We start from the raw sequence: 25,483 nt of genomic DNA, 5'->3' as shown, positions 1-25,483 counted from the left end.
AGGAGCATCTACTGATAGTAACTCTATCTTTCCTCCTATCACGATACCTACTCAATTTCCTGTAGGTAATATACCTAATGTCTCTCCGATCCTGATCGTCCAATCTTATCCGTTATCAATTTAAAAGTTATGAAAGGTAGGGATTGGCTACTAACGGGGGATGGTCAGCATCAAGCTTGTAAATCTGTAAGAGCATGGGATTTATTAAGAGAAAATTACCGCCTCTATCGATTTTTAACTGAGGTGGAAGATGTTCTCAATAGTGCAGATGATGAAGTCAGTTGTCTGCCAGAAATTCGGATGCTCGTAAGGCGCTTAATAGTAAATTCCTACTGGGTACGAAGTCAACATTTAGAGCCTTCACCCAAAACAGGAACCTCTGTTTTACTCCTATACGATGAATTGGGTTTTCCCTTAACTGTGCAAACAGTAACCTTTGCACCGGGAACCCGTTCAAACATTCATAATCATGGGACGTGGGGAATAGTTGCGGTGTTAAAAGGTCAGGAAAAAAATACTTTTTGGCAACGCACTAATAGCCCAGAATTTCAGGACAAAATTGAACAAACGGGAGAGCTAACTCTATTTCCAGGAGATATTATTAGCTTTACCCCGGATGCAATTCACTGTGTAGAAGCAGTGGGTGATGAACCAACTGTGACTTTTAATATCTACGGTGAAACCGATCCGAATGAGAGATTTGAGTTTGACCCGATTAAGTATAGTGCTAAAAACTTTTAGCATCACGCAGTAGGCGCACACAGCCGTCATTGGTGTCAACTTAAGCTGAAAGCCTTTTCAAATCTCGTTTCCAGCCTCTGGGCTGGAAATGCACTTCAATTGCGGCTCTGCCGCCAGCAAGGGAGGCGGAGCCTCTAGGACAGCATTCCCAGTCGGAGACTGGGAACAAGACATAAACGAATCGTATTCTACTAAGAGGTAGTTAAATGGCAAGAGTAATTTTCTATAGCAAACCAGGCTGTAAAGGTGGTACTAAGCAAAAAGTTTTGCTAACAGCTGCCGGTCATGAAGTGATACCACACAATCTGCTAACAGAACCTTGGACAGTTGAGCGCTTGCGTTCTTTTTTTGGCGATCGCCCCGTAGCCGAATGGTTTAATCTTTCCGCTCCCAAGATAAAATCTGGTGAGGTGGTTCCTGAAAAAATCGATGCCGAAACCGCTTTGACGTTGATGCTGAAAGAACCACTGTTAATTCGCCGTCCTTTGTTAGAAGTAGGCGATCGCCGTGAGGTAGGATTTGATGTCCAAAAGATTGATACTTGGATTGGCTTACAAGCTGTGGATGAATCCTTGCAAGAAATCAGCGACAAGCTTTTGAAGCAAGATTTGCAAAACTGCTCCCACGGGCCTGGTCATCATCACCATAATCATTAAGATGGCTGTAACCATCATGGTGAACAACATCAACAAGCCAGTTTAAGTTATTACACTTCTTGGCATTTGTCGGGAAAAGGGGAAAGGGGAAGGGGAAAAGGTTCTGCAAAAGTCCCTTTCCCCTTTAACCTTTTCCCTTTTCCCCCTCTTGCAAAAAGCACAAATGCCAAGAGGTCTATTAGACTTCTTGCATAAATAAAAAGCCCTCTCCCAAGCTTGGGAGAGGGCTTTTGAAATTGGCTCTAGTGTTTAGCTAACTTGTTATTGGATGTATAGTAAACCTTACTACCAGTATCAGGTACAAAATGACAGCTGACACATGAACGCCATAATGACTTCCAAATAGGTTCTTCCGATTTGTGGAAATACTCACCCATCACTGGTTTTATTGCCTCAGTTGCCTTCAGTAAATTGTAGTGAGGGATGTTAAGGAATATATGGTGAGCAACATGAGTACCAATATCGTGATGAATATGATTAACCAAACCATAATCACGGTCAATACTAGAAATTGCGCCTTTCAGGAAAGTCCAATCTTCTCCACGATACCAGGGAAGCTCTGGCTCAGTGTGGTGCAAGAATGTCACCAAATCTAGCCAAACTATGAACACAAGGTAGGGCACAGCATAATATTTCAGCAACCACATCCAACCCCATTGGTAGGTGAGGAAACCGAGCAAACCTACCATGCCAATCAAAAGTACAGTACTAGTGAGGACATCCCATTTTTCTGATGGCTTGAAAAGTGAACTACTGGGTATAAAATGGGAGCCTTCTTTATTAGGAGAACGCTTAAATAAATACACAGGATAAGCCAATAGAAAAACATAATATCTGCCGATCTTTTGGGCTAAGGGCATCTCCTTATATTGTGATTCTGTCACAGGATACCAGCTTTCATCGTTATCGATATTGCCAGTATTTTTGTGATGGGTTCTGTGGCTGATCCGCCAACCATGATAAGGAACAAGTATTGGTGTGTGAGAAAGATGTCCAATCAAATCATTGAGCCATTTCTGCTTAGAAAAAGATTGGTGTCCGCAGTCATGCCCGACTACAAACAAAGCCCAAAACATCGTTCCTTGCATTAGCCAGAAAATCGGGAAGAAAAGCCAAGAATCCAGGTAATTAGCTACTGCATAAAGCAGACCGATAATCAGGATGTCACGAAAGAAGTAAAAAAGTGATTTTGTTACATTGGGCTGAAAGCATTCAGCAGGGATTGCAGATTTTAAATCTTGAAGAGTGAAAGGTAATTTAGTTGTATCCTCAGACGTTTCACCGCTAAGAGGATTGTTGAAACTGATGGTATCTAATTGCACTGGATTCTTTTGTTAGATATAAATCGGAACTTGATTTTGAGACAAGATAATCTCACCTCTAGGATGCCCACGAAATTAGCGATCGCTAACACCAAAGAAGATAATTTTTGGCAATTTACCTAACAATTTTTAGTTAGTAAAAAGTCGCCAAATTCTATTTCAACACAGCATAATAAACGCTCTCGTTGAGTTCAAGAGCGTGAGTGTAGTCACAGCGCTATTTATCGCTCTGTATAATATTCGTCGAAAGTCTTATAGCCAATATCACTTGTGTATAGTTGACACTGGTCTGTAATCTGTTTCATTAAAGGCCAGGAAAACTGACACTCATCATGTAGATAAGGCTCCCAATTTTCTTTGATGCTGCTGTAAGCTAGCCGCAAATTATAAGAAGGAATAGCAGTGGAAATATGATGAGGTACATGAACATTGATATCGTGGCACAATATTTCTATCCAACGCGGATAATCACAATGAATAGTTCCAGATAGCTGTGCTAGAGCTTCGTTCCACTTGTTGGCTGTCGCAAAAGGAACATCTGCGGCAGTGTGGTGAACAATAGTAAAAGTACTCATCCAAAAATGGTAAATCATCCAGGGTACTAGCCAAAACTTGACAAAGCCCCAGATACCAGTTGTGGCGATAAGAAGCGGGAAAGCGATCGCAGCAAACACAACTACTACAGCCACAGAAAGCTTGATACTCGATTGGTCTTTAGTTTTGAAGTTCCGCCAATCAAAATGCACCACAGCCCAATGTCCAATGGAACCTACCCACCAGAACCGTTTACGCATGAACAGTTCAAAAGCAGACTGTCGGGTTTTATCCCAATTTTCAAACACTTCTGGTTGGATTGGATGCCAAGCGTTGTCCTCATCCAGTTTGTTGGTATGAGTATGGTGATAATTATGCTTAATCCGCCAACTGTGAAAGGGGTAAATTAACGGCATCATGAAGAAATGCCCCACCAAATCATTTACCCAACGACGTTTGGCAAAAGACCGATGACCGCAATCATGGCCAATTACAAAAAAACCTGTTAAAGCAGTGCCCGTAAAAATCCAAGCTAGGGGCAAAAGAAACCAAGGAGTGATAATCAGGCTGTAATAGCCCAAGGCGACTGCCAAGACACTCAGCAGGACTTGTGTCCAAGCTTTGCGACGGTTCTGCTGAAAACATTCGCGTGGCAGGGTTTTGACAATATCTTTGAGCCGAAAGTCGGAATTACTAGGCTCATCACTTAGTTTCTGGCTATTAATTATTGATGTAGTCATGGACACCTAAAAAACAACAAACTCCTCCACCAAGTCACCAAAAAGTAACTTGCCGCAAAAATTCTTCACATTAGCGCTTCGGATTATAGCAACCTAACCGACACAAGCGCACCCGTAAGTAAATAGCTTTTTGAAAAGTTAGGAGTTAGAAGTGATGAATTATGAGTTAAAAAGGCTACACATCCTAACTCCTGTAGAGACGCGATTAATGAGCCAGCGCGTTGCGGTGAGGGGGTCGCAGTCTTGGCGGTTCCCGTCGATTGCGAACCCCCGAACCCGAAGGGGGGTTCCCCCGTTGTAGCGACTAGCGTCGCGTCTCTACCTCTAACTACTTTTTGTTGGGGCCAACTTTACATTAGTAGCCAGACCAACTGCTTGTAGCAATTGAACTGTCATCCAGGTTAAATCGATTTCCCACCATTCCAGCCCATGACGAGCTGAGTATTGAAAAGCATGATGGTTATTATGCCAGCCTTCACCGAAAACCAGTACGGCTACCCACCAGCAATTAGTCGATTGATCGCCAGAATCATAGCTCCGATAGCCAAATTTATGAGTCGCGCTGTTCACCAACCAAGTGCAGTGGTAAACCCAGACAATGCGAACAAAAATTCCCCAGACAACGAATGACCAGCCACCTAGAAACAAAAGCAATACGCCTAGAGCAACCTGGATCAGAATGAAATATTTTTCTAAAAACTGATAAACTGGGTCTTCGGCAATGTCTTTGGTGAAACGAGGAACATCAGCGTGAGCGGGACAGTAGTGAATCAGCCAATCCATGTGGCTCCACCAGAAGCCTTTATTAGAATCATGGGGATCGGCATCAGTATCAGAGTTTAAATGATGAATGCGATGTGTCCCGACCCATTCAATTGGGCCTCCTTGACACGAGAGTGTGCCAAAGAAAACCAGAAGATACTCTAGCCACTTGGGAGTTTGAAAACTGCGATGAGTAACAAGGCGGTGAAATCCGAGAGTAACTCCTAAACCACCTGTTATCCAATACAGCAAGAAACCCACGCCAACTGCTGTCCAGCTAAAGTTCCCAGGAACAAAGGCAAATAAAGCGCCGATGTGCAGTCCAATGAAAAACAGGGTATTAACCCAGTTAACTTGAGGTTTGGTTGAAGTAGCAATTGTCATGCAGTAACCTGAATTTGAATTTTCCAGCCTAGTCTGCGCGATCTTAAAATCCGCATATCTATAATTAATTTTTTTTGAAAGAGGAACTGATGAACAGCTTAGAACAGCTGCGGCAAGCAGAACATGCACTATTAGAAATTTTTTCTGGAATTGACACTCAGGTCAAGCATAATCTAAAACGAGTGCTGGATGCTTTTCGTAATCACCGTGTAGGCGCACACCACTTCGCTGGTGTAAGTGGTTATGGTCATGATGATTTAGGACGAGAAACTTTAGATAAAGTTTTTGCCGAAGTTATGGGTGCTGAAGCTGCTGCTGTGCGAGTCCAGTTTGTTTCGGGAACTCATGCGATCGCCTGTGCTTTGTTTGGCGTTCTCCGTCCTGGAGATGAAATGTTAGCAGTGGTCGGTTCTCCTTACGATACGCTTGAAGAAGTCATTGGTTTACGGGGTCAAGGTCAAGGCTCTCTTATCGAGTTTGGCATAAATTACCGCCAATTGGAGCTAACCCCAGAAGGAACTATCGATTGGGAAGCTTTAACTACTAGTGTGGCTGAAAATACTCGTTTAGTCTTAATTCAGCGCTCTTGTGGCTATTCTTGGCGTCCTAGTTTATCAATTGCCGATATTGAAAAAATCGTTCATTTAGTTAAACAGCAAAACCCAAATACCATTTGCTTTGTAGATAACTGTTACGGCGAATTTATTGAAACTAGGGAACCCACAGATGTAGGTGCTGATTTAATGGCTGGGTCATTGATTAAAAATCCTGGTGGTACTATTGTCAGCGCTGGTGGTTATGTCGCTGGTCGCGCCGACTTAGTAGAAGCATCCGCCTGTCGCCTGACTGCTCCCGGTATCGGTAGTTATGGCGGTGCTACTTTTGACCAAAATCGCCTGCTGTTCCAAGGCTTATTTCTAGCGCCGCAAATGGTAGGAGAGGCGATGAAAGGGACTTATCTTACTGGTTATGTATTTGATAAACTCGGTTATCCAGTAAATCCTGCTCCCCTAGCTCCCCGTGGAGATGTGATTCAGGCAATTAAACTCGGTTCTGCCGAAAAGCTAATTGCTTTCTGTAAAGCTATACAACAGCATTCTCCTATTGGTTCCTACTTAGATCCTATTCCAGATGATATGCCGGGGTATGAGAGCCAGGTGGTCATGGCTGGGGGGACATTTATTGAAGGGAGTACTTTGGAATTATCAGCAGATGGGCCTTTGCGTGAACCCTATGTGGTTTATTGCCAGGGTGGGACTCATTGGACTCATGTGGCGATCGCCTTGGAAGCTGCGATCGATGCAGTTGGCAGTATTGGCAGACAGGAGAATGGCAAATAATGAGCGATCGCCACACCACAACTACTGCACGTCTCAATGTTTACATCCAAGGTCAAGGATTCCCCATTCTGGGCTTACATGGTCATCCTGGTACTGGTCGTAGTCTTTCTGTTTTTACTAATCATTTATCAAAACGCTACAAAACTTTTGCCCCTGATTTACGCGGATACGGCAAAAGTCGCTACAAAGGCAATTTTGATATGAATGACCATTTGACTGATTTAGAAGCGCTTCTAGACCGTTTGCAGATTGAAAAGTGCTTGGTATTGGGATGGTCACTTGGGGGTATTCTGGCAATGGAGATGGCATTACGTTTGCCAGAGCGTGTTACTGGGCTGGTTTTGGTGGCGACAGCTGCAAAACCCCGTGGCAGTCATCCTCCTATTACTTGGCAGGATAATTTATATACTGGCATTGCTGCCCTATTGAACTATATAAAACCGAGTTGGCAATGGAATATTGAAACTTTTGGTAAGCGATCGCTTTTCCGCTACCTAATCCAACAACATACATCTACCAGTTACAATTACATCGCCAAGGAAGCAGTACCGGCTTATTTGCAAACCTCTCCGGCTGCTACTCGCGCCCTCTATAGTGCAATTCAATCAGGATACAATCGGCTTCTAGATTTAGAACAAATACAATGTCCTAGTTTAGTACTTGCTGGTGAAAAAGACCGCCACATTACATCTGATTCCAGCCTACAAACTGCTCAACACCTCAACAATTCTCAGTGGCAGTGCTATCCCAACACCGCCCATCTTTTTCCGTGGGAAGTTCCCCAGCAGGTGCTAAATGATATCGATCGTTGGCTGAAAGAACATCCGCAGGTAGTTGGTAGTCAATAGTCTAAATATTTAATATTTAAAAAAAATATTTAAAAAATTTTTGACTATTGACGAAGAAAAAAAGGAGAGGGAAGATGTAGTGACGCAATGAGTGAAAAAGACGCAATACCCCCCGATAAAAGGATTTTCTGTGTCTTTAATATCTTTACGTCTTTGCATCAGAACATCCTTTTCATTCTCTGGCCTAACTTAAATTTGACCGCCAAAGGCAGGCTGTACTTTGCGGTCAAATCTTTCCCCCAAGTCGTCAGCAATTGTTAAGTTACTAGGTTTGCAGCGCTTGACATTCACAACAATTCCCTGCGCTCCTTCAAGCTCCAAATCTTCTATGTATCCTTTGCTTGCTAATGTTGCATCAGAAGAAGTTAGAAATGGCCCGAAGTAATACGTGCAACGTGGATTCTGTGTGACAATCTCTACCCACCAAGCCAAGCCGATGTAGTCGAATGTGTTAATTAACACTTCCTTGAGGTTATGCCAAATGGTTTTCATGGTTTTAGCCGATTTATAAACGTCTACAGGGTGTTAAACGATATGCTGCTTTATTATCTTTTACATTTCTTTATACTCTGTTACTGTTATTTTTTCAAAGAGATTTTTTGCAATTTATCTAAGTGCAGTGTATTTAGCGATCGCTGACGATAAATCTCATAAAGCGCCATACCCGCTGCTACAGAAGCATTTAGGCTGGGAGTCTTACCTTGTAGAGGAATCGATACTAAAAAATCACAGGAGCGCTGAGTCAACATACCCAGACCTTCGCCTTCTGAGCCGATTACTAAAACGATTGGGCCAGTAAAATTGACTGTATGCAAAGGTTCGCTGCCACTTGCAGCAGTACCGTAAATCCAAAAGCCAGCTTCTTTTAATTCTTCTAAGGAACGGCTGAGGTTGACAACTCTAGCTACAGCAAAATTTTCTAAAGCGCCTGCTGCCACTTTCATAACAGTGGAAGTGATCCCAGATGCCCTTCTTTGAGGAATCACCAATCCTTGAGCGCCTATTGCTTCGGCAGTACGAATTATTGCTCCCAAGTTGTGGGGATCGGTAATTCCGTCAGCTACGACAATTACAGCATCGGTTACAGATTTGCATTGCTCAATTAGATCGGGCAATTCCATGTAAGCGTAGGGAGCAATTTGTGCTGCCACACCTTGGTGATTAGCGCCGTTGGTGAGATAGTCTAAACGCTTGGGTTCAACCTCATCAATAACTGTGCCATTTTCCTTTGCTTGCAAGAGGAAATGGTGAAAGCTGGGATCGTATCGCAGACGGGTAGTAATCCACAGACGGTTGAGATTGCGCTGATTTTGCAATGCACTCAATACTGGATGACGACCGTAGATGAGATCGTTATCTTCTTCTGTCGGTGTAGATACAGACGGCTGGGAGAAGTTGCTATTTCGTTGTCGCGAGTTCCCATAGCTGGGGTTGCTATCTATTTTCCTGGGATTGCGATTCGGATTAACAACAGAGATGGTGTTGCCATCTACTTTTCTGGGGTTGCGAGTTGGATTCGCACCAGAGATGGGATTGCTATCTATTTTTTTGGGATTGCGAGTTGGATTCGCACCAGAGATGGGGTTGCTATCTAGTTTCCTGGGATTGCGAGTTGGATTCGCACCAGAGATGGGGTTGCTATCTATTTTCCTGGGATTGCGAGCCGGATTAGTAACAACACGTTTACCTTTAATTTTTACGGGTTGTCCGCGATTTGGTTCGCTAGAAGTCTTGACTTTTTTGGGTTTATCCTGCATTTGAGTTATGAATATAGCGTATGGTCGATCGTTCCGATTACCTCAATTTTTTGAACCTAATCTAGTGTTGTGGCCACTGCGAAATTGAGTTTTCACTCTTTTTCTAGATGAAGTATTTGCAACAGTTCGGTTAGACGTTGGTAATCGGTAATATATAAGTAGCCTATTAAAGTTTCTAGACTAGTTGCCTGTTGATAAATTTCGGGATTAAGTCGCTTAGGGCGTCCTGTTGCGGCGTTTCTACCCCGTCGGACAATTTCTAATTCGGTATCCCTGAGATGAGGAATTAGCGATCGCAAATGTAGCGCTTGTGTTTCTGCTCTTACCTGCTCCACTACCAGACGATGGTAAATTCCTGACCGCTGCAATGGCAGCAGATAGAACATTCTAACATACAACTCATAAATTGCATCCCCTAAATATGCTAAAGCACTAGGAGAAATTTGTTGCACTTGTGAGAGGGAAATCTGTTGGAATGGCCCTGTGGTTGCCAAGAGTGCTTCAGTCCAAGACAAGCTCTGTTTGGGAGTTTCATCTTGTCCATCTAATAGCTCTTCCTCCTGTGACTTCACAAATAAATCATTCCTTGACGGGCTACATTTGGCAGGCATTCTTCGCAAAGACTGATTTTTCTGAAGTATGCCGTGATAGTATACTTAGCATAATCAATACTATCAAAATTACTTCGTAATTTCATCTTTTTGATTGAGAGTTGGCATTTAAAATCACCCTGATGTCAACATCTATAAACCAAATTTCGCCTACTTCTTGTGGTCTGCTCCTAAGATAGGGTAAAATTTTGACATCAAATTCACCCTTCTACTTGGTAGCATTGCTATACTTACTGAGTAAACGACAACTTTTAACTATACAGCATCAAGTCAAGTCTATCTATAAACAAATCTGCTAGCTTTGTATTTCTTACAATAAATATCTCAGACTTGATTATTTATCCAATATTCTAGCCAACGATTACATACCCAAAAATTGGGTGTCTATATCTTTAGTTATTACTTAACTTTAAACATAATAGCTCAACTGGCTTTGTGCCTCTCCCACAAGGAGAGAGGTTTTCTGCCAGAAGTTTTAAAAATTAAGCTACCCGATTTTGAATCTGGATAGCTAAATTTACCTCTCAGATCGAGCAATCAAGACTACTTGACGTTTTCTAGAGCGTCTTCAACTGATTTTTGCAGGGAGAGAAACTTCTCTAGGCGAACAAGCTTGACCGTTTGAGTTACGCGGGCATTCGTGACAATTTGCAAAGTGCCATCAGCAGTTTGAGCCTGCTTGGCTAGCTGCACCAGAGCGCCCAAGCCAGAGCTATCAACAAAGTCAATTTGTGAGAGATCCAAAATAATGTGCTTAGGACCCTCGTCTATCTTGCTGCCAAGTGTCTTGCGAAATGTCGGCTCGGAAAAAGCATCTAACAAACCTGTGAGGCGGAATAGCTGACAGTTATCCCGGACTTCACGAGTGCCCCTCAGGCTAACGGTTAGATTCAGTGGCTCAGCAATAATTCCCTCCTCATGAGTTAAAGTGAACGCTCAAGTATAGATGGTTTTTGAGCAAGTTGTCTACAATCTGCTGGAATAGGGCATTGGGGATTGGGCATTGGGCATTGGAAAACTCTTTCCTAACCCCCATTCCCCATTCTCTATTTTTACCTCACCTCAGCCACGGCTTGACGTGCTGTTCGCATGGCTTGAACAAATTGTTCAAACAAGTAATCAGCATCGTGTGGGCCAGGACTAGCTTCTGGATGATACTGTACGGAGAACACAGGTAGAGATTTGTGACGTAACCCGGCAATGGTGCGATCGTTTAAGTTTAGGTGGCTGATTTCTACAACTGTCGTAGGTAAAGAATCTGGATCAATAGCAAAACTATGGTTTTGACTAGTAATTTCTACTCGTTGTTGTAAACCGGCAGGTTGATTCAAACCACGATGACCAAATTTGAGTTTATAGGTTTCTGCCCCTAGTGCATGACCTAAAATTTGGTGTCCCATACAAATACCAAAGATGGGTTTTTCACTTAACAGGAGTGCTTTGGCAGTTGCAATCCCTTCAGTGACGGCAGCAGGGTCGCCAGGCCCATTAGAAAGAAACACACCATCTGGATTGTATTTGAGAATTTCTTCTGGTGGTGTATCAGCAGGTACAACAATTACCCGGCAACCATAACTTACTAAGCGACGTAAAATATTACGTTTTACGCCAAAGTCAAGAGCAACAACGGTAAAGGCTTCCCCAAGATTTTCCCCAGCTTCAGAGTTAAATTCCCAAGCTGGAATTGTGGGATCGGACCATTCATAAGCCGTTGAGGTGGTGACTTCACGAACCAGATTCAATCCTGCCATATTGGGAGCTGCTAGTACCTGCTCCAGCAATTCCGCTTCATCGAGAATGGTTGTAGAAATACCACCGTTCATCGCTCCGAACATCCGAATTTTGCGGGTGAGGGCGCGGGTATCGATGCCGTAAATCCCTGGTATTTGGTTTTGTTTGAGGTAGTCAGGTAAAGTTTGTGTCGATCGCCAGTTACTTGGACGGTGACAAATATTCCGGGCGATCGCACCCCGCACTTGGGGCCCATCTGATTCTTCATCTTCCAAATTGACGCCAGTATTCCCCAATTCAGGATAGGTAAAAATCACAATCTGACCGCGGTAACTAGGATCGGTCAGGACTTCTTGATAGCCTGTCATGCCAGTGTTGAACACCACTTCTCCGATCGCGGTTCCCGTCGCACCGAAAGACCAACCGCGATAAGTGGTTCCATCTGCTAGGACAAGTAAAGCTGGTATGGAGTCAGTCAGGGGCATAGGTGATAGGATTGGGGATTGGGCATGGGGCATTGAAAAGAGGCAGAGGGGCGGGGTGCAGAGGGGAAAACTCTTCTCTCTGTTCCCTATTCCTTAATACTGCGATTGTTAATTATCCCATGAGTTGAGCAATTGGGAGTTTTTAAGATAGTTAATTAAAATTAAAAGGGAATTAAAGTAGCGGGAGTGGATTTGGCAAAGCTTGGGCAGTTAAAATTAATTATGCTTCAGTCTTTTTTATCCCGTGCAACCCTAATTTTTGTATCAAGCACTCTAGCGGTTTTGTGCGTTGCCTGTAGTGAAGACAAACTGAACACCGCTACTAGTGGCGATGAGCAACCTATGCCAATTGGGGATCTAGCACCAGTCCAGCCTAGCGTTAAACCAGTAAGACCAGCAGCTACCCCAGAAGCGCAGCCGCTAGATCCGTTTGAAAGTGAACCAAGTCTTTTTGAGATGGGACGAGACAAAGCTGTTGGCGCTTGGAGTATCAGCCAATCGGCTCAATCTCCAGATGATTGGAAATTGGTGGCGAGTCAGTATCAGGATGCGATCGCGCTGATGCAAAAAGTGCGGCGGAAAAGCCCAGAATTTGCGATCGCTCAAACCAAAATCACGGAATATCGCCGCCAAGTTAAATATGCCCAACAGCAAGCTAATCCTCGCCCTGTTGCAGTTAGAGAACCTCAGAAAGTAGTCGTTGTTGTTCCTCAAAGAGAAACTACACCAAAGTTCACTTTACCTCCACGAGAAACAAAACCGTTATCACCAGCGCCAGCTTTGCCTTCATCAGCAGTGGTGATTCCCGATGAAGCAGTATTTACAGCGCCGATAAAAAGACGAATTGGTGGTACGCCAATTGTGGAAGTTACCTTTAATGGCCAGCAACAATTTGAGATGATTGTGGATACGGGAGCAAGTGGCACTGTCATCACCCAAGAGATGGCTAATGCTTTGGGAATTGTGACAGTGGGAAGAGCCAAGGCAAACACCGCAAGTTCCAGAGCTGTAGAATTTCCTGTGGGCTATGTTAATTCGATGGCTGTTGGCGGGGTAATAGTGAATAAAATACCAGTAGCGATCGCAGGTGCGGAACTAGAAACTGGACTTTTAGGACATGACTTTTTTGGTAACTACGATGTCACCATTAAGCGTAATGTCGTAGAGTTTCGTCCGCAATTGCGATCGCAAATCAATTCCCCAGAAACTCAACTAACTGCTCCAACTTCGTCCAAGCAGCCCCACTTTGTAGGATATCCTTAGCGATTTTAATACCCTCGGCGTGATCGAGGAATGCGATTTTACCCGCGACTTGCAGCGCCAATGACGCATTCAAAGCTACTGCGTCCTGTTGCGCCTGAGTTCCCTTACCTTGGAGTACAGCCTTGAGAATCTCCGCATTTTCTTGGACATCTCCACCCCGAAGCATACCTATGGAAGCAGGCGTTAAATCTAAATCTAGGGGATTAATAGTAGTTAACTGTACTTCCCCCTCCGATAACACCGCCAAATCAGTTTCATCTCCTAACCCAGCCTCATCAAGTTTTTCTCGCCCGTGCAGCACAATCGCCTTTTCCTTGCCCAAATTCTGTAAAGCTTCGGCAACAGTTGCCAAAAGTTTGGGAGTAAATAAGCCCACCACTTGCCCAGTTGGACGCAAGGGATTTACTAACGGCCCGAGCAAATTAAAAATTGTTCGCACTTTCAAAGTCCGCCGTAATGACGCAACCGCCTTGAGCGCTGGATGCCAACCAGGGGCAAACAAAAAAGTGATCCCGACTTCTTGTAGTGCTGCTTGTACTTTTTCACTTGAGGCACTTAGGTTTACACCCAAGGCTTCCAATACATCTGCACTTCCCGTAAGACTTGATGCTGAACGATTGCCATGTTTGGCGACAGGTACGCCAGATGCAGCAGCAACGAAAGCAACTGCTGTGGAAATATTAAAGGTTGATGACCCATCTCCACCAGTGCCACAGGTATCTATTACAGTGCTGAGTGCTGAGTGGTGAGTGCTGAGTGGAGAACATTGAGATTGTAATACTTCAGCCATGCCGGTCAACTCGTCGGCAGAAATGCCTCTAAAGTTCAGCGCTGTTAAAATTGCTCCCGATAACTCTGGGGGAACCGCTTCACTGAGCCAACCCTTCATCAATTCCGCAGATTGAGTGCGAGACAATGATTGGCCGTCTATTAATTGTTGCAGCAGGATATACCAGCTAGCAGAGGATTCTTGAGCAGGGATTGGAGAAGTTATCATAGCTAAGATTTGTATGTTGTAGCTATATTGAGAGCTATGGGGTTATCCTACCGGAAAATTGGAAGCTATCAAAGTTAGGTTTAAATCTCAAGGCTTAATTGCAAAGCTGGATTAGCAAGATCCTGAACTTGTGATTTTTTATCCAAAAAAAGTTTAACTTCGTAGTTAGTAATGAATAACTCTTTTCCTTTAGCCGCACCACTCTGCTTATAGTTATTCATCCCATACTGTAATTCCCACTCTGAAATATTAGCCCATTGAAAATTTTCTATAATTTGCGTTGAATTGTCATAGGTAATTAGCCAGCGATGATGACATTGTTGCAAAAGTTTAGCAAATCTCTGATGTTCAAAAGAAGTGTGCAAGTGACCATCTTTACCATATAGCTTTGATTTCGTAGCACTAAAATATGGTGGATCTAAAAATATAAATACATCTTCTCCTTCTGATTTTAATAGATGGCTATAATCTAAATTAGTAATTTGGACGTTTTTTGATAAGATATTTTCTAATTTTTCAAGTCGTTCTATTGAAGTATCAGTAAATCTTTTATGGAAAGCTTCTTGGGAAAAACCACCTGATTCTACAGTTCCAGAAAAAGTAATTCTATTGAGGACGAAAAAACGAACGGCTCTTTCTAAATCAGATAATTTATTGACATCTACACCAGTCAATTCTGAAAACAATAATTTGCCATCTGTAGACTTTACTTTAATATGGCGAATTTCTTTAACTAACTGAGCGATATCAGATTGGGCAATTTTCCAGAATAAGAAGAGTTCAGGGTTTAAATCGTTAATCCAAATTTTGAGATCGGGAAACTTTTGTCTTAAATAAATGAATACGGAACCACCACCTACAAAAGGTTCTCGAAATTCCGAAAAGCTTTCTGGTAAATATTCAACTATTTGATTTATTGCTTTTGATTTGCCACCAGGATATCGGAGAGGGCTTTTAATCATAATCAAGATTATAATGTTTAAAAATTACTGGATATTTCTATTTTAAGTTTATGATTATTTTGAGCTTCTAAAGCCAACTTTTTTATAATTACTTTTTGATTTGTATTAAAATTTTTAATATTAACTTCTAAAAAGTATTCTAGGTTTTCTAGAGACGCATCTGGAAAAACGATAGAACCAACAACGTTGTTACCTGTAAGTTTTAACTTAGTAACAAATAATACTGGCTCACCGTTCAATATTAAAGAATCTAAATTAGAAAATAAAATTAGCTTGAATAAACCATCTTGAATATCAGGCAGCTTTGGCAAAGATGCTGTTGAAGTATTTTTCGACTCTTGTATAATATACATATTGTTCTCGAATATTATCTCATCAGGAGTCAAATAGTAAATTCCGCCAAGATAGTTTTCAATACTAAAAGTTGCTTTTAATCCATCTACTAAATATTCTAGTTTATGAGAAGTCAGCGCTTCTCTTTTACTAGCACTCTGAGAACCTTTAAGAGAAATATTCTTAAATTCCTCAAACTCTTCTCTGATTTTATGTAAATATTTATCTAATCCTTCTCGTGAGTGAATTATTACTCCAGTTTGATGAAAAATAGAATCATAAGAATCTAGAGCTTTTTCAAAAGTTTGTGTAAATCTTTCTTCAAATAGATTCTTATTCCAATGAAGTGCGCTTTGGCGATATGCTAGTATCTCACTGATTTGAAACTTAACGAAATCATTAGCATATTTCTGATTACTCAACTTATTCTTATTAATTTGCCCCTTTTTAGTACTTTTTTTTGCTGTTTCGTAATAAGCAAGTACTATATAGATATTAAGCAAATTCATCCAAGAAATTGTAGAGTATTGAATCTTATCTATATCGCCATCTTTGCCTTCATCTTTAATCACCGGGATAATAGTTATAACTTTCGAGGAATTATATGTATTATAAATTCTGGCAAATGGATAACTTCTAGTTCTCTTAGGTGATACCCATTTGGAATAAGCAATTTCAGTTGTAGGTGACTTGATTAATCCATAACCCCTTTCTTTATTGACATCAAATACATCTAAACTAATCCTACTTAAATTATCATCTAAGTAAGTTTTATAGGTCACTCCTTTGATAAATCCTGTAAAATGAAGAATTTCTGCCATATATCCAAATTTTTCTTAATATTTCTCTTTGCCATAGTTTAGTTCAGCATTGGTTATTAAAGCATAGAAATGACCAAGCAAGAGTTAATTTACTCCTGAATGGCTACAGTTTTCTGAAGTAATTGGCTGTTGGGGCATAGCTTGCCCTCATAGGCGATCGCAAACCTACTATCATAAAACTACGTACCCGTAATACCTCTTACTGAATTTTATCTAGAGTTTATGTTGCAATTTTGTAAAAACCTGTTACATTACTTTACAGGCAGTTATAACTGTTACAACATAAAAGCTCGGAGTATTATTTATGGCAGACGTTAAGAAGACTACGCCTTCGGTTTCAGAAGATCCTAATGCTTTGCGCTGGGGCTTCACTCCTCAGAGCGAAAACTGGAACGGTCGTTTTGCAATGATTGGTTTTTTATCTGCTGTTGCACTTGAAGTGTTTTCTGGTCAAGGGATTTTACACTTCTGGGGCATTCTGTAAATTTAAACGTTTTTAGCTTCATTAGATTATGAGGCAAGGCGGGGATTAGTAAAATTGTCTGCCTTGCCTCGTAATCTCAAGAATTAGAAAACTCGCCAGCAACTACCGTGATGAGCGAAATATTACACGGCCGGGAGATTCTTCTTGATTAATTCGCGCATACACTCGAAGAGAAGTTAAGACTTCGCCAGGAATACCACCACAGTCCAGTTGTAAGTCATCCTTCGATAAAGCACAGATATCTGCATAAAGCCCTGATAATTGGCGAATTCGCACTTCATTACCTGCATTAATAGCTTCATCAGCGACTTTCTTGAGAATGCGCCGTGATTCATGTTGTAGCTTTCCCCACCAAGAATAGCGTTCAGCCGGTGGTACGAATACTAGGGAATGTATCGCTTCGTCCATGTCAATCCAAGCACGGAGAATTGACAGGGGATCGGTGTTCTTCTCAGCTTTTTGGGTGCGTTGGAAGCGATCGCTTAAAGCATCAATATATTGATCGCGCTGTTCTGGTTTGGAGTGTAAGGAAACGACATCGAAGCTAAAAACGCTCTTTAAAGCATGATGTAAATCTGGGTCTATTTCGATAAAATTCATATATAAAAATAGGAATGCTGCTGGTAAATCGGATGCATTACCTTGAGCATTTTGAGTATTTGAAAGTGCTTGTTGATACAAGCTCAATCCCTGAGTTTGAATAGTACCACTAAGTCCTGGGTAGATAATTTCGTCGCGGATAAAGGGAAGTTGATAAAGGTTAGAATTATCTGCGATCGCACCAACTTCTTGAGCTAAATCTAAAGTGCGCTGTCGCCAAGTTGCAGCCAAATCCTCTGGGACTCGTAACAGTTTGCGTTGAATCTCATTCCACAAGTCTGAGTCTGTTTGGCTTTGCAGTTGGGAATTACCCAGATAATAACTGAGTTCTGAGTCAGAATTAAAAGCTTCTCGGAGGTGAGTTAGTTTCAACTCATCTGGCACATCTTCCCAACCAGTATTTTGCTGTGGTGGTTCAGGTTGTAAGAGGTTATGAAGTTCTTGCAGCACATCATCGCATACCTCGACTCCTGGATCTAGAGGAAATTCTGCACGAGCCTGATTCAACGTAGCTTCTAGTCCATACAAACTAAACCGCAGTAACCGGGCTAACTCCGAGTTTTCTATCTCTAATAATTGACGCAAGTGCTGCATAAATATCACCTCCAAATATTTTCGTAGCGAATTAAACTTGGCAAACCTCTGCGTTACTCTACGCTAACCTTTGCGTTCCTCTGCGTTGAAAAAATTAATATTTTAAACGCAGAGGGGCGCAAAGTAAACGCAAAGGAACGCGGAGCTTTAATGCAAAAGTTAATGTATGCCGCAAAATGGATCGCGTTCTTTATCAACTTCATTAGGTTGCAACTCTAATTCAGCACGATAAACACATCCTTCTTCCTTGAGGCATTCTTGATTTTGTGATGTCCAGTAAGGCACTTCACCAGCGTGCATCCTTAGAATACCTCGATCGTCGAGACTTACACGATATTGGCAAGGGTAATCTGTGGTTATATCTGGTTTACTGAGTGCGCCAATTCTGATCCATTTTTTGCTGTTCGTTTCGGCATCTGTTTGATAAACATAGAAGGTGTGCTGGCCAGTTTGTGGGAATGGAGGTAAGGGATTACTAATTAACCCAATTCCTGGTTGTGTCACCCCATCGCGCAAATAGTGAAATTTGTGAAACGTTTTACTACCATCATTTCCGACTTCAAATACAAGATGATAGGCATCTGGTTGATCGACAGTTGCAGACTCAATCACATTCACGGCAATATCACCATCATTTAAATCTTTATTGAAGCGTTCTACTGCAATATTCCAGTTTAATTTACCATCAGCAAATAGCGCTGAAGTTTCTGAAACTACCGATTCTAAATCAATACCAGAAATGTCAATCAAATAATGGGGATTTCCTTGACAAAGCAATACGTTAAATTCGAGGGTTTGGTCAATCTCAAACTGGACTTTGATTTTTTTCAGAAATTCTGCTTCTGGCATTTCCAGTTGATTCATGAGGTTTTTGCCGTCAAAGCTTCCCCATAGTCGTAAATCTCCCTCTTCGTAATCTTGACGGTAGATAATATTAGTTAATTGTATGCCTTGCCAATGAGTACGAACTTTAGCAACAGTTTCCCAAGGTGCGAGTTGATAGAGTTCTTGTCCAGCTTTGAATATAGTTAGTAAATCGTTGCTTTGGGTTTTGCGTTTGAAGTTGCAGGGCAAATAATAAAACAGGTTTTTGACATCAATTTCTAGCTGGTTGGCTCCCTTACGCAGCAAGCTTTTAGACTCTTCTGGATCGAATCTCAATCTTCGTAACTTTTCGGCATAGCAAGCACCGGCGGAGGTGGCTAGCTTGGTAAATTCCAACACAAAGGTAATCCGTTCTGGATTCCAGACAAAATATGGAGATTTACTAAATTCTTGGTAGATTTGGCGCTGCACTACGTCTAAATTACAAGTTTTACCAGACAAAATTAACCAATCAACCTTTTGGGAATTCCAAGAATCTTTGGTGAGATCGTCGGGACGCAAACGACTTTCCATTAATCCTTTGGCAATTCCGATCGCTTCTTTAATTCCCGAAGCGGCGGCTCGTTCAAATTGGTGGTTGTCTAGGGTGACGCAGATGTTATTGGGATCTTTGACTTGTAATTTAACGGCGCTTTGGGTAAGCAATTCGGAAATTTGCTGCTCAGAAAGTGTGAAGGTTAATAGAGAATTCTCTTTTGGTGGCTTTTGCCCAAGTTTCAGTTTTGCGGCTTCTGCATAATCCCAGAGAATATAAAAAGATTGCAGACGTTGAGGTGCTTGTTGCCAACGGGTGGGCAATACTTTCTCGGCTGTATCTAGGGCATCTTTATAAGAAATATCGCCTTCAGGATTCTCTCTATCCAGACATTTTAAAAGACTGCCAGTTTTAAATTTGCCTTGTTCTAAAAAGCGCTCGTTTAACTCAGAGTTAATTAAGTCTTCTAACTTTTCGTTTTCTAGATCGCCTATTGTGACTGCTGTCAACAAAAAATCGGCGATCGCAACTTTTAATAATCTAAAAATTCGCAGTGTAATTAACTCGCCGCCTAGCTGTAAATGACCAGATGAACCTAATAGTTTGGGGGTAAGTTTATAGTAACGTCCTCCCAAACCCCGGTCTTCATAATCGGCAAAGGCTGGGGTTTTATCTTCTAAAGTCAGTTCAATTAAAGCTAAATCTGTGGTTCCCCCGCCAATATCCAAGACGAGGACATTTTGTGACCATTTATTTCCTACTTGGCGACAACGGGTTTTGAATGACTCGATCCCAATGTTGAGATTACCGCCAAATTCTCGCCATAAAAAGAATATTGCCACAGAAACGGCTTCATCATAAGCAGTTTGCACATCATCGATTCCTAACTGCTCAACTAATTCCCTAACTTCCTTGCGAACAACTGGTGGGGCGACTGTTGGGTAAGTGACAACTGCTGTTAAAAAATCTCCTTCCGAAAATCTGCGTCGTGCGTGTTGGCGGTAGTCTTCAGTTAACTCGATTAAATGCGCCCAAGCAGATTGGATTAACTGGTTAGCGGTAATTATTTCTTCTTCGCCATCCAAAATAACTGAAAACGCTCGCTCCTGGCCAAAATAGCGTTTGGGTGAATGGTGAAACCTGCTGATAATTTCCTTTAAAGAACCGCTTGTACCTTGAGCGATCGCTTTTTTTCGGTTATCTCTAGCTTCCCTTCCCATCCGCAGTTTTAAGTCCCCTAAGTGTGAAATTTCCGACTCGCTGGGAATTTCCGTATCGCGGCGATCGATATCCAGCACAACTGGGATCAGATTTTGCGACTCTAGAGTAGGGACGCGGAACACCTCATGATAGATTTGGTAAAGTTTTTTGCTGACAGCCCGGCGGAACCTCTCGCTGTTCCCTAAAGAAAGTTCAATTTGGCGAATTGCTTCTAAAAATCGCTCTTTATTATCACTTTCAAAAACTTCACTTAATCGGCTGGGTTCTATCTCCAAATTTTTGCTAATTTCTATGATAAACTTTGCCCAATCATCAGCGCTGACATCCGGTAAAGCCACTGAGGCGGGAGAACTGAGCCATTGCGATAAGCGATCGCGCAACCGCATTTCTTGCTCTTTGGGTAAAATTTCTGCGATCGGTACTTCAATTGGATCGAAAAGTGTGACTGTCGAATTCGATGTACCAAAATCTAAAGCAAACCATCCTGGAAATCTTTTTTGTTGTTTCTCGCTTGGTTCTTGCTCGCTATATTTGTTGAGTTGAAAAGGGTTCATTATAGTATCACTTTATGTTGTTTATTTTATAGCTGGCTAAAAACTGTAATGTTCTATCATAAAATTACAAATTTAGAGAATCCTTATGGTAGAAACTTTTAATTTTTGCTCTTGTACCACTGATTCTTTTTAGCGCTGGCTTTTTATTTAGCACAATATCTACGCCTACGCTTTTATATGAAAGGACGTAGGCGTAGCTCAAATTAGGCATTGCTATGAAAATTACGGTAGTTACTAACTAAGTTGATGTTGAAGACTCTTGCTCAGTTGCAAGTCTTACTTGTTCGATAGTTAAATCAAGTAACTGTGCAACCTCTTCCATCGACATACCACGAGCTAAGAACCGAGGTACAAGTTCAAGTTTTAGTTCTTCTCGTCCCTCTTCTCGTCCCTCTTGTTTAGCTTCTTGATAAACCCTAGTTTCTTCTAACTTAACTCCTAACATTGCTTCTACCTCTTCACGACTTAAGTTTGCGAATTTATAAACTGCAATTGTTGTGATTACATCTATTATCTCCTTCTTAGCCAAGACAGTTATCTGCTCTTGTTGCACTCGCTCAATTAAACGTTTCGCATCCTGAACCATTTGAGTCTCTGAGGCAATAGTCAACAGCATCAAACTGATACCTACTTTGTACTCATCAGGACTACCTAACTCATCTAAATAAATTCGTTGTACTTGAGAACTGTTCAGTAACGATCTGTGAATAGTGGTTTTTTCTGGTTCCAAGCTGCGAGACTGTAAAATAATTACCCCGTACCAGTCATCGTAAAGTGACGGGTTACGATACATATACAGCAAGGATTCTGAGAAAAAGCGATGGTACAGTAATTCATCCTTTTGGAATTGTACCTCAGCAAAAAAGATCGTTTGAGATGTTGCATCCGGTGGAGGTAAAAATACCCCATCAATCCGAAATGTTGGTTCTTTAACTTCTACTGATTCAAAGCGATAGCTAGCAGCTTCAGGCGGTGGCTGTTCTACTAACTCGAAAAATAATCCTGGGACACGCTTGAAAATTGTATAAAAAATTGCATCACGTCTCACAAATACATCCTCATATCTCGAAGCGATCGCCTCATCTCAAATCCAAATCGTCTGAGGGAGAAACAGCCGCCATTTCAGAAATAATCTGCAACCAAGTAGGAATTTCTATCTCAGATGGCAATTCCCCAGCTGCCAAATATCTTAGCAAAGTTTCTTTTTTGGAAAGGTTTTGCAGACTAGGAATAATTTGATCCAAAATGCCTTCTAGTTCGGAATTAATTTGCTGATTAACTTCACTGACATACTGCACAAGATGGAGACTGGCGCTAGCTGTAATTTCATCTCGCAGTCGCAGTACTAAAAGTTGGTGATTGCTCGATCTGGGTAATCCTTGGCTTTTCTCTGGGGCCCAGTCAAATATTTGACCAACGTTGTGTTTATCGTCTTGACGTGCTAAAGGAAAGATAATTTCGGGTGCAACAGTTTTGTCTTTACTACTAATTTCTGAGATAATTGCTTCTTTCCATTCGTTAGGATCGCATCCTAGTAATAATTTATAAAAGAGATCGGCATCTTCAAAACCAAATTTTTCTTCGATTTCTTGTTCCATTTCTGGGTGGAAAAATGCCTGCAATTGTTCGCGTTCTGGGGCTACATGAATTGATAATTGGTTTAACAAATCTACCACGGCTTGCTGGATGCGATCGCGGGCAAAATCTTCTACTTCTTTAACGGTTTTCTCAAATACTGGATAAAAATCATCGCTCTTAGTCGGAAGGGAAGTATTTACGCGGTTTCCCCGATCGAATAATTTCCCAGCTGCACCTTTAGATTCTGCCAGAGCGATCGCTCCATTATTAGCTTTGTTGAAGAGTAAAGTCCACTGGTTCCAATTGAGGATTCTAAAGGTGAGTTCGTCTTTCACTACATCACTGACAACAACACCGCGCCGATCTTTAAGTGGTTCTTTGCCGATATCTTTTTGGAAATTTCTGTAGATTTTATCTAAGCTTTCGACCACAAAGCGCAATTCGATAAAAGCAGGGCTATCGCCTGTGGGGATACCTTGCTCGTGAATTTCATCTATGATGTCTTTCAAGTGATCTTGTTGCTGACTTACCACATCAGCAGCTCTTTTGGTATCTTCATGCAGTTGCTTCAGACCATGAGTAGCTACGTGAGTTTGAATCAATTCCCGCAGCTTACTAAGTCCGCCATCTTGACTAAAGTAACCCAACTGTCTGCCCAAATAGCTGCGGGTGTTAGATTCTATCAACCGTTCACTTAATAGCTCCCATTTCTGTTGTAGCCGTTTAGACCGATCTAAATAATCAGGATAGTCTAAGTTAGCCAAAAACTCTGGTGAACCAGCTTTGACTTTACTAGAACGTTTTGCTAATTCAGCTAATCCCAACAATGGCGACAGTAAAACGATGCGGTCTTTTTGGGTTGTAAACGCAGCTGCACCGTCAATGGTAGTTTGCAGAACTTTGAGTTTTTGGAGAACCGTTTCCTCTTCTAAATGGCTATCTTCAATCAGGTGGTCAAGTTCTCTTTCGCCACCCTCGCTATCTAGAGGGAGTTGATCGAAGCGACCCACACCGACGAGAATTAAATCTTTCAGGTCTTGTCCTGGTCGCTGCTGCTGCATCATGGTGAAGATTTTATTGGCGCGATCGCTCCCAGGAGATTTACCATTTAGCAATACCAAAATTGTCTGTACTTCTGCCAATTCCCGCAGTGACAAAAAGGTATCCCTAGCCCCGGAATTAGCAGCCCCCAATCCTGGAAAGTCAATGAGAATAAATTTAGCTGCATCTGCAAAATCCCAAATTTCCCGTGAAATTTTCACATCAATATCGACACGGCGAATTAGTGGGAAGCTGTTTTGCAATAACTTTGTTGGTAGCCTCTGGGGTGGACTCGGTAATCTGATGTGTGCTGGCGGTAGATCCTCAAATTTCAGAGTTTGGATTGCCATTGGCTGTTCGACTAGCTGTAGCCCTTCACGGGCAGTCACCGCATCAATCTGGTAGTGCCCACCACACATAACCTCCCCATAAGCTTGATAAGCCCGCAGGAATAATACCAACTCCCGGAGCAAATAACGCAGTTCTAAATTGTTACTGCTATTCCATGCTTCTTCACACCAACCAATAATGTCTGTGCCAGAGTTGAGTTTCGATACTGGTATTGGAGGAAGCCCTGCTGCTGTGGTTCGTTTATTGGCTTCCCCTAGCATGAAGCGTAGACACTCGTGTACTCCCTCATGAGAAAGATACTCTACCGTAAAATTGCTTAATTGCGTCGTTGCAAAATCATCTTGCGGAATAATATGTATGGCGGTAACATTACCTGTAGTGGGGTTTTCACTGACTGGCAAAGCATCTGCATATCCAATTAGACTGCCTAAAAGTAAGGTTTTTCCACTACTAAATTCTCCCATCACACCAATTTTGACAGGCGAAGTTGCCAGGTCTACAGTTTTCTGGGCAGCCGATCGCAAACGAAGAAGACAGTCATCAAGACTAGCTGGAACCCAATCTTCTTGTTTAGAAGGGTACTGGGGCACAGAATCTATCTTTCGGAGGATGAATTCGCCGTACTCCTTAAAACGGCCCAGTTTATCTGGTTCCATAAAGTAGTTTCCGCCTAACATTAATTTCTGTGAGCTTTATAACATATAAAATGCGATTACCAGGCATGGTTACAACCAGTTGATATCACATTTAGCATTTCTCTCATTTAATTTGCGATTTTGCTACAGCAATCCTAAATCATTCGTGAGATTTGTTCTCTTTTTATTGGCATACTTTTCTACAAGATGCCGCGCGTACTCTACGAGGAAGTAAGCTATGTGTAGTGTCTCGTAGATAGACAGTTCGTTATCACCTAGATCGATCGTCACTCAGATATGATTGCTATATAAGGCATTTTGACTAGTCAAGACAATTTTAAAAAATTGGGTTTTGTTGAGAACAATAAAAAACAATAAATTCATCATTACCCCAAATTACAAATAAATAGGGTTGGTTTTTATACCCATCATTCAATCAAGTCTGCTGAATACAGATGTAGCTCTCAAACTTTTTTATACTCCTTTATTTTAAGCAAGATAGATCCATCAGCCAGATTTTAATTCATGCTGAATTCTTCTTGATAAAAAATCAATATTTATTTTGGATGAAATTCTTGATTATTGTGAATTTCTTATAAAGATGTAAATGCCTTGCAGAGAATCATATAGTTTCCGTAAAGCTAAATCAGGTTTTTGAGCAATGCAATTACATAGCTAAGATGAATTTATCAGTGACTTCAAAAATAAACAAAGTCAAACAAGCTCTCTGATATATATAGGAATACGGTTGGATTCTTGAATTTACTTGCGTGGTAGG

At 41.7% G+C, this 25,483-nt stretch carries 21 protein-coding genes; 6 read left to right on the top strand and 15 right to left on the bottom strand.

Translation table 11 applies throughout. The features are described from left to right. Window positions 1-129: 129 nt before the first annotated feature. Window positions 130-741, top strand: a complete 612-nt coding sequence (locus tag V7K45_RS24170) for a cupin (protein WP_335007497.1) — start codon at window positions 130-132, stop codon at window positions 739-741. A 206-nt stretch (window positions 742-947) separates the two neighbouring features. Then, window positions 948-1,397, top strand: a complete 450-nt coding sequence (locus tag V7K45_RS24165; protein ID WP_335007496.1) for an ArsC/Spx/MgsR family protein — start codon at window positions 948-950, stop codon at window positions 1,395-1,397. 242 nt (window positions 1,398-1,639) lie between these two features. Here V7K45_RS24165 and V7K45_RS24160 read toward each other — a convergent pair whose 3' ends face one another. From V7K45_RS24160 to V7K45_RS24150, 3 genes are all read right to left on the bottom strand, one after another. Next, window positions 1,640-2,719 (bottom strand): fatty acid desaturase, encoded by a 1,080-nt coding sequence (locus V7K45_RS24160; RefSeq protein ID WP_335007495.1) that lies wholly within the window; start codon window positions 2,717-2,719, stop codon window positions 1,640-1,642. A gap of 221 nt (window positions 2,720-2,940) precedes the next feature. Beyond that, window positions 2,941-3,993, bottom strand: a complete 1,053-nt coding sequence (locus V7K45_RS24155) for a fatty acid desaturase (protein WP_335007494.1) — start codon at window positions 3,991-3,993, stop codon at window positions 2,941-2,943. A gap of 324 nt (window positions 3,994-4,317) precedes the next feature. Beyond that, window positions 4,318-5,139: an acyl-CoA desaturase gene (locus V7K45_RS24150; RefSeq protein ID WP_335007493.1), complete on the bottom strand. Its 822-nt coding sequence runs from the start codon at window positions 5,137-5,139 to the stop codon at window positions 4,318-4,320. A gap of 89 nt (window positions 5,140-5,228) precedes the next feature. On the opposite strand from V7K45_RS24150, the gene V7K45_RS24145 reads away from it, so the two are divergent. Next, window positions 5,229-6,479 (top strand): methionine gamma-lyase family protein, encoded by a 1,251-nt coding sequence (locus V7K45_RS24145; protein WP_335007492.1) that lies wholly within the window; start codon window positions 5,229-5,231, stop codon window positions 6,477-6,479. Next, a complete protein-coding gene (locus V7K45_RS24140) occupies window positions 6,479-7,327 on the top strand; it encodes an alpha/beta fold hydrolase (RefSeq protein WP_335007491.1) in 849 nt (282 codons plus the stop codon). The genes V7K45_RS24145 and V7K45_RS24140 overlap by 1 nt, the downstream gene beginning before the upstream one ends. A gap of 189 nt (window positions 7,328-7,516) precedes the next feature. Here V7K45_RS24140 and V7K45_RS24135 read toward each other — a convergent pair whose 3' ends face one another. The 5 genes from V7K45_RS24135 to carA form a co-directional block, all read right to left on the bottom strand. Beyond that, window positions 7,517-7,819, bottom strand: coding sequence for a DUF1816 domain-containing protein (locus V7K45_RS24135; protein ID WP_335007490.1), 303 nt, complete (start codon window positions 7,817-7,819; stop codon window positions 7,517-7,519). An 86-nt stretch (window positions 7,820-7,905) separates the two neighbouring features. Then, window positions 7,906-9,084 carry a 23S rRNA (guanosine(2251)-2'-O)-methyltransferase RlmB gene (gene rlmB / locus V7K45_RS24130; protein WP_335007489.1) on the bottom strand — a complete coding sequence of 393 codons (1,179 nt, stop codon included), beginning with the start codon at window positions 9,082-9,084 and terminating at the stop codon, window positions 7,906-7,908. Window positions 9,085-9,176: 92 nt separating this feature from the next. Then, entirely contained in the window at window positions 9,177-9,656 is a 480-nt protein-coding gene (locus V7K45_RS24125; protein WP_194044898.1) for a Mini-ribonuclease 3, read from the bottom strand. 582 nt (window positions 9,657-10,238) lie between these two features. Then, window positions 10,239-10,604 (bottom strand): STAS domain-containing protein, encoded by a 366-nt coding sequence (locus V7K45_RS24120; RefSeq protein ID WP_084227153.1) that lies wholly within the window; start codon window positions 10,602-10,604, stop codon window positions 10,239-10,241. Window positions 10,605-10,747: 143 nt separating this feature from the next. Beyond that, entirely contained in the window at window positions 10,748-11,911 is a 1,164-nt protein-coding gene (carA, locus tag V7K45_RS24115) for a glutamine-hydrolyzing carbamoyl-phosphate synthase small subunit (RefSeq protein WP_335007488.1), read from the bottom strand. A gap of 222 nt (window positions 11,912-12,133) precedes the next feature. Here carA and V7K45_RS24110 point away from each other — a divergent pair, with 222 nt between their 5' ends. Next, window positions 12,134-13,174: a retropepsin-like aspartic protease family protein gene (locus tag V7K45_RS24110; protein ID WP_335007487.1), complete on the top strand. Its 1,041-nt coding sequence runs from the start codon at window positions 12,134-12,136 to the stop codon at window positions 13,172-13,174. Here the strand turns inward: V7K45_RS24110 and trpD are convergent. From trpD to V7K45_RS24095, 3 genes are all read right to left on the bottom strand, one after another. Then, a complete protein-coding gene (gene trpD / locus V7K45_RS24105; protein ID WP_335007486.1) occupies window positions 13,104-14,171 on the bottom strand; it encodes an anthranilate phosphoribosyltransferase in 1,068 nt (355 codons plus the stop codon). The genes V7K45_RS24110 and trpD overlap by 71 nt on opposite strands. A gap of 80 nt (window positions 14,172-14,251) precedes the next feature. Continuing rightward, complete coding sequence (locus tag V7K45_RS24100) at window positions 14,252-15,133, bottom strand: DNA adenine methylase (RefSeq protein WP_335007560.1); 882 nt, start codon at window positions 15,131-15,133, stop codon at window positions 14,252-14,254. A gap of 17 nt (window positions 15,134-15,150) precedes the next feature. Next, window positions 15,151-16,287 carry a hypothetical protein gene (locus tag V7K45_RS24095; RefSeq protein WP_335007485.1) on the bottom strand — a complete coding sequence of 379 codons (1,137 nt, stop codon included), beginning with the start codon at window positions 16,285-16,287 and terminating at the stop codon, window positions 15,151-15,153. Window positions 16,288-16,591: 304 nt separating this feature from the next. On the opposite strand from V7K45_RS24095, the gene V7K45_RS24090 reads away from it, so the two are divergent. Further along, entirely contained in the window at window positions 16,592-16,771 is a 180-nt protein-coding gene (locus V7K45_RS24090) for a high light inducible protein (protein WP_069071239.1), read from the top strand. A gap of 102 nt (window positions 16,772-16,873) precedes the next feature. Here the strand turns inward: V7K45_RS24090 and V7K45_RS24085 are convergent, their stop codons facing one another. From V7K45_RS24085 to V7K45_RS24070, 4 genes are all read right to left on the bottom strand, one after another. Further along, entirely contained in the window at window positions 16,874-17,965 is a 1,092-nt protein-coding gene (locus V7K45_RS24085) for a hypothetical protein (RefSeq protein WP_335007484.1), read from the bottom strand. A 159-nt stretch (window positions 17,966-18,124) separates the two neighbouring features. After that, entirely contained in the window at window positions 18,125-21,100 is a 2,976-nt protein-coding gene (locus V7K45_RS24080; RefSeq protein WP_335007483.1) for a molecular chaperone, read from the bottom strand. Between the two features lie 238 nt (window positions 21,101-21,338). Continuing rightward, window positions 21,339-22,148, bottom strand: coding sequence for an Rpn family recombination-promoting nuclease/putative transposase (locus V7K45_RS24075; RefSeq protein ID WP_335007482.1), 810 nt, complete (start codon window positions 22,146-22,148; stop codon window positions 21,339-21,341). Between the two features lie 31 nt (window positions 22,149-22,179). Beyond that, complete coding sequence (locus V7K45_RS24070) at window positions 22,180-24,726, bottom strand: proteasome protein (protein ID WP_335007481.1); 2,547 nt, start codon at window positions 24,724-24,726, stop codon at window positions 22,180-22,182. Window positions 24,727-25,483: the final 757 nt, after the last annotated feature.

The organism is Nostoc sp., assembly GCF_036917375.1.
Taxonomy (GTDB): Bacteria; Cyanobacteriota; Cyanobacteriia; order Cyanobacteriales; family Nostocaceae; genus Nostoc.
Note: the sequence above shows the minus strand (reverse complement) of the source record. Positions and strands in the feature narration are given on the sequence as shown.

Excerpts from the sequence above, each read along its gene's own strand:
- V7K45_RS24170 (WP_335007497.1), top strand. The coding sequence starts at position 130 with ATGAAAGGTAGGGATTGGCTACTAACGGGGGATGGTCAGCATCAAGCT.
- V7K45_RS24165 (WP_335007496.1), top strand. The coding sequence starts at position 948 with ATGGCAAGAGTAATTTTCTATAGCAAACCAGGCTGTAAAGGTGGTACT.
- V7K45_RS24155 (WP_335007494.1), bottom strand. The coding sequence starts at position 3,993 with ATGACTACATCAATAATTAATAGCCAGAAACTAAGTGATGAGCCTAGT.
- V7K45_RS24150 (WP_335007493.1), bottom strand. The coding sequence starts at position 5,139 with ATGACAATTGCTACTTCAACCAAACCTCAAGTTAACTGGGTTAATACC.
- V7K45_RS24145 (WP_335007492.1), top strand. The coding sequence starts at position 5,229 with ATGAACAGCTTAGAACAGCTGCGGCAAGCAGAACATGCACTATTAGAA.
- V7K45_RS24140 (WP_335007491.1), top strand. The coding sequence starts at position 6,479 with ATGAGCGATCGCCACACCACAACTACTGCACGTCTCAATGTTTACATC.
- V7K45_RS24135 (WP_335007490.1), bottom strand. The coding sequence starts at position 7,819 with ATGAAAACCATTTGGCATAACCTCAAGGAAGTGTTAATTAACACATTC.
- rlmB (WP_335007489.1), bottom strand. The coding sequence starts at position 9,084 with ATGCAGGATAAACCCAAAAAAGTCAAGACTTCTAGCGAACCAAATCGC.
- carA (WP_335007488.1), bottom strand. The coding sequence starts at position 11,911 with ATGCCCCTGACTGACTCCATACCAGCTTTACTTGTCCTAGCAGATGGA.
- V7K45_RS24110 (WP_335007487.1), top strand. The coding sequence starts at position 12,134 with ATGCTTCAGTCTTTTTTATCCCGTGCAACCCTAATTTTTGTATCAAGC.
- trpD (WP_335007486.1), bottom strand. The coding sequence starts at position 14,171 with ATGATAACTTCTCCAATCCCTGCTCAAGAATCCTCTGCTAGCTGGTAT.
- V7K45_RS24100 (WP_335007560.1), bottom strand. The coding sequence starts at position 15,133 with ATGATTAAAAGCCCTCTCCGATATCCTGGTGGCAAATCAAAAGCAATA.
- V7K45_RS24095 (WP_335007485.1), bottom strand. The coding sequence starts at position 16,287 with ATGGCAGAAATTCTTCATTTTACAGGATTTATCAAAGGAGTGACCTAT.
- V7K45_RS24090 (WP_069071239.1), top strand. The coding sequence starts at position 16,592 with ATGGCAGACGTTAAGAAGACTACGCCTTCGGTTTCAGAAGATCCTAAT.
- V7K45_RS24085 (WP_335007484.1), bottom strand. The coding sequence starts at position 17,965 with ATGCAGCACTTGCGTCAATTATTAGAGATAGAAAACTCGGAGTTAGCC.
- V7K45_RS24080 (WP_335007483.1), bottom strand. The coding sequence starts at position 21,100 with ATGAACCCTTTTCAACTCAACAAATATAGCGAGCAAGAACCAAGCGAG.
- V7K45_RS24070 (WP_335007481.1), bottom strand. The coding sequence starts at position 24,726 with ATGGAACCAGATAAACTGGGCCGTTTTAAGGAGTACGGCGAATTCATC.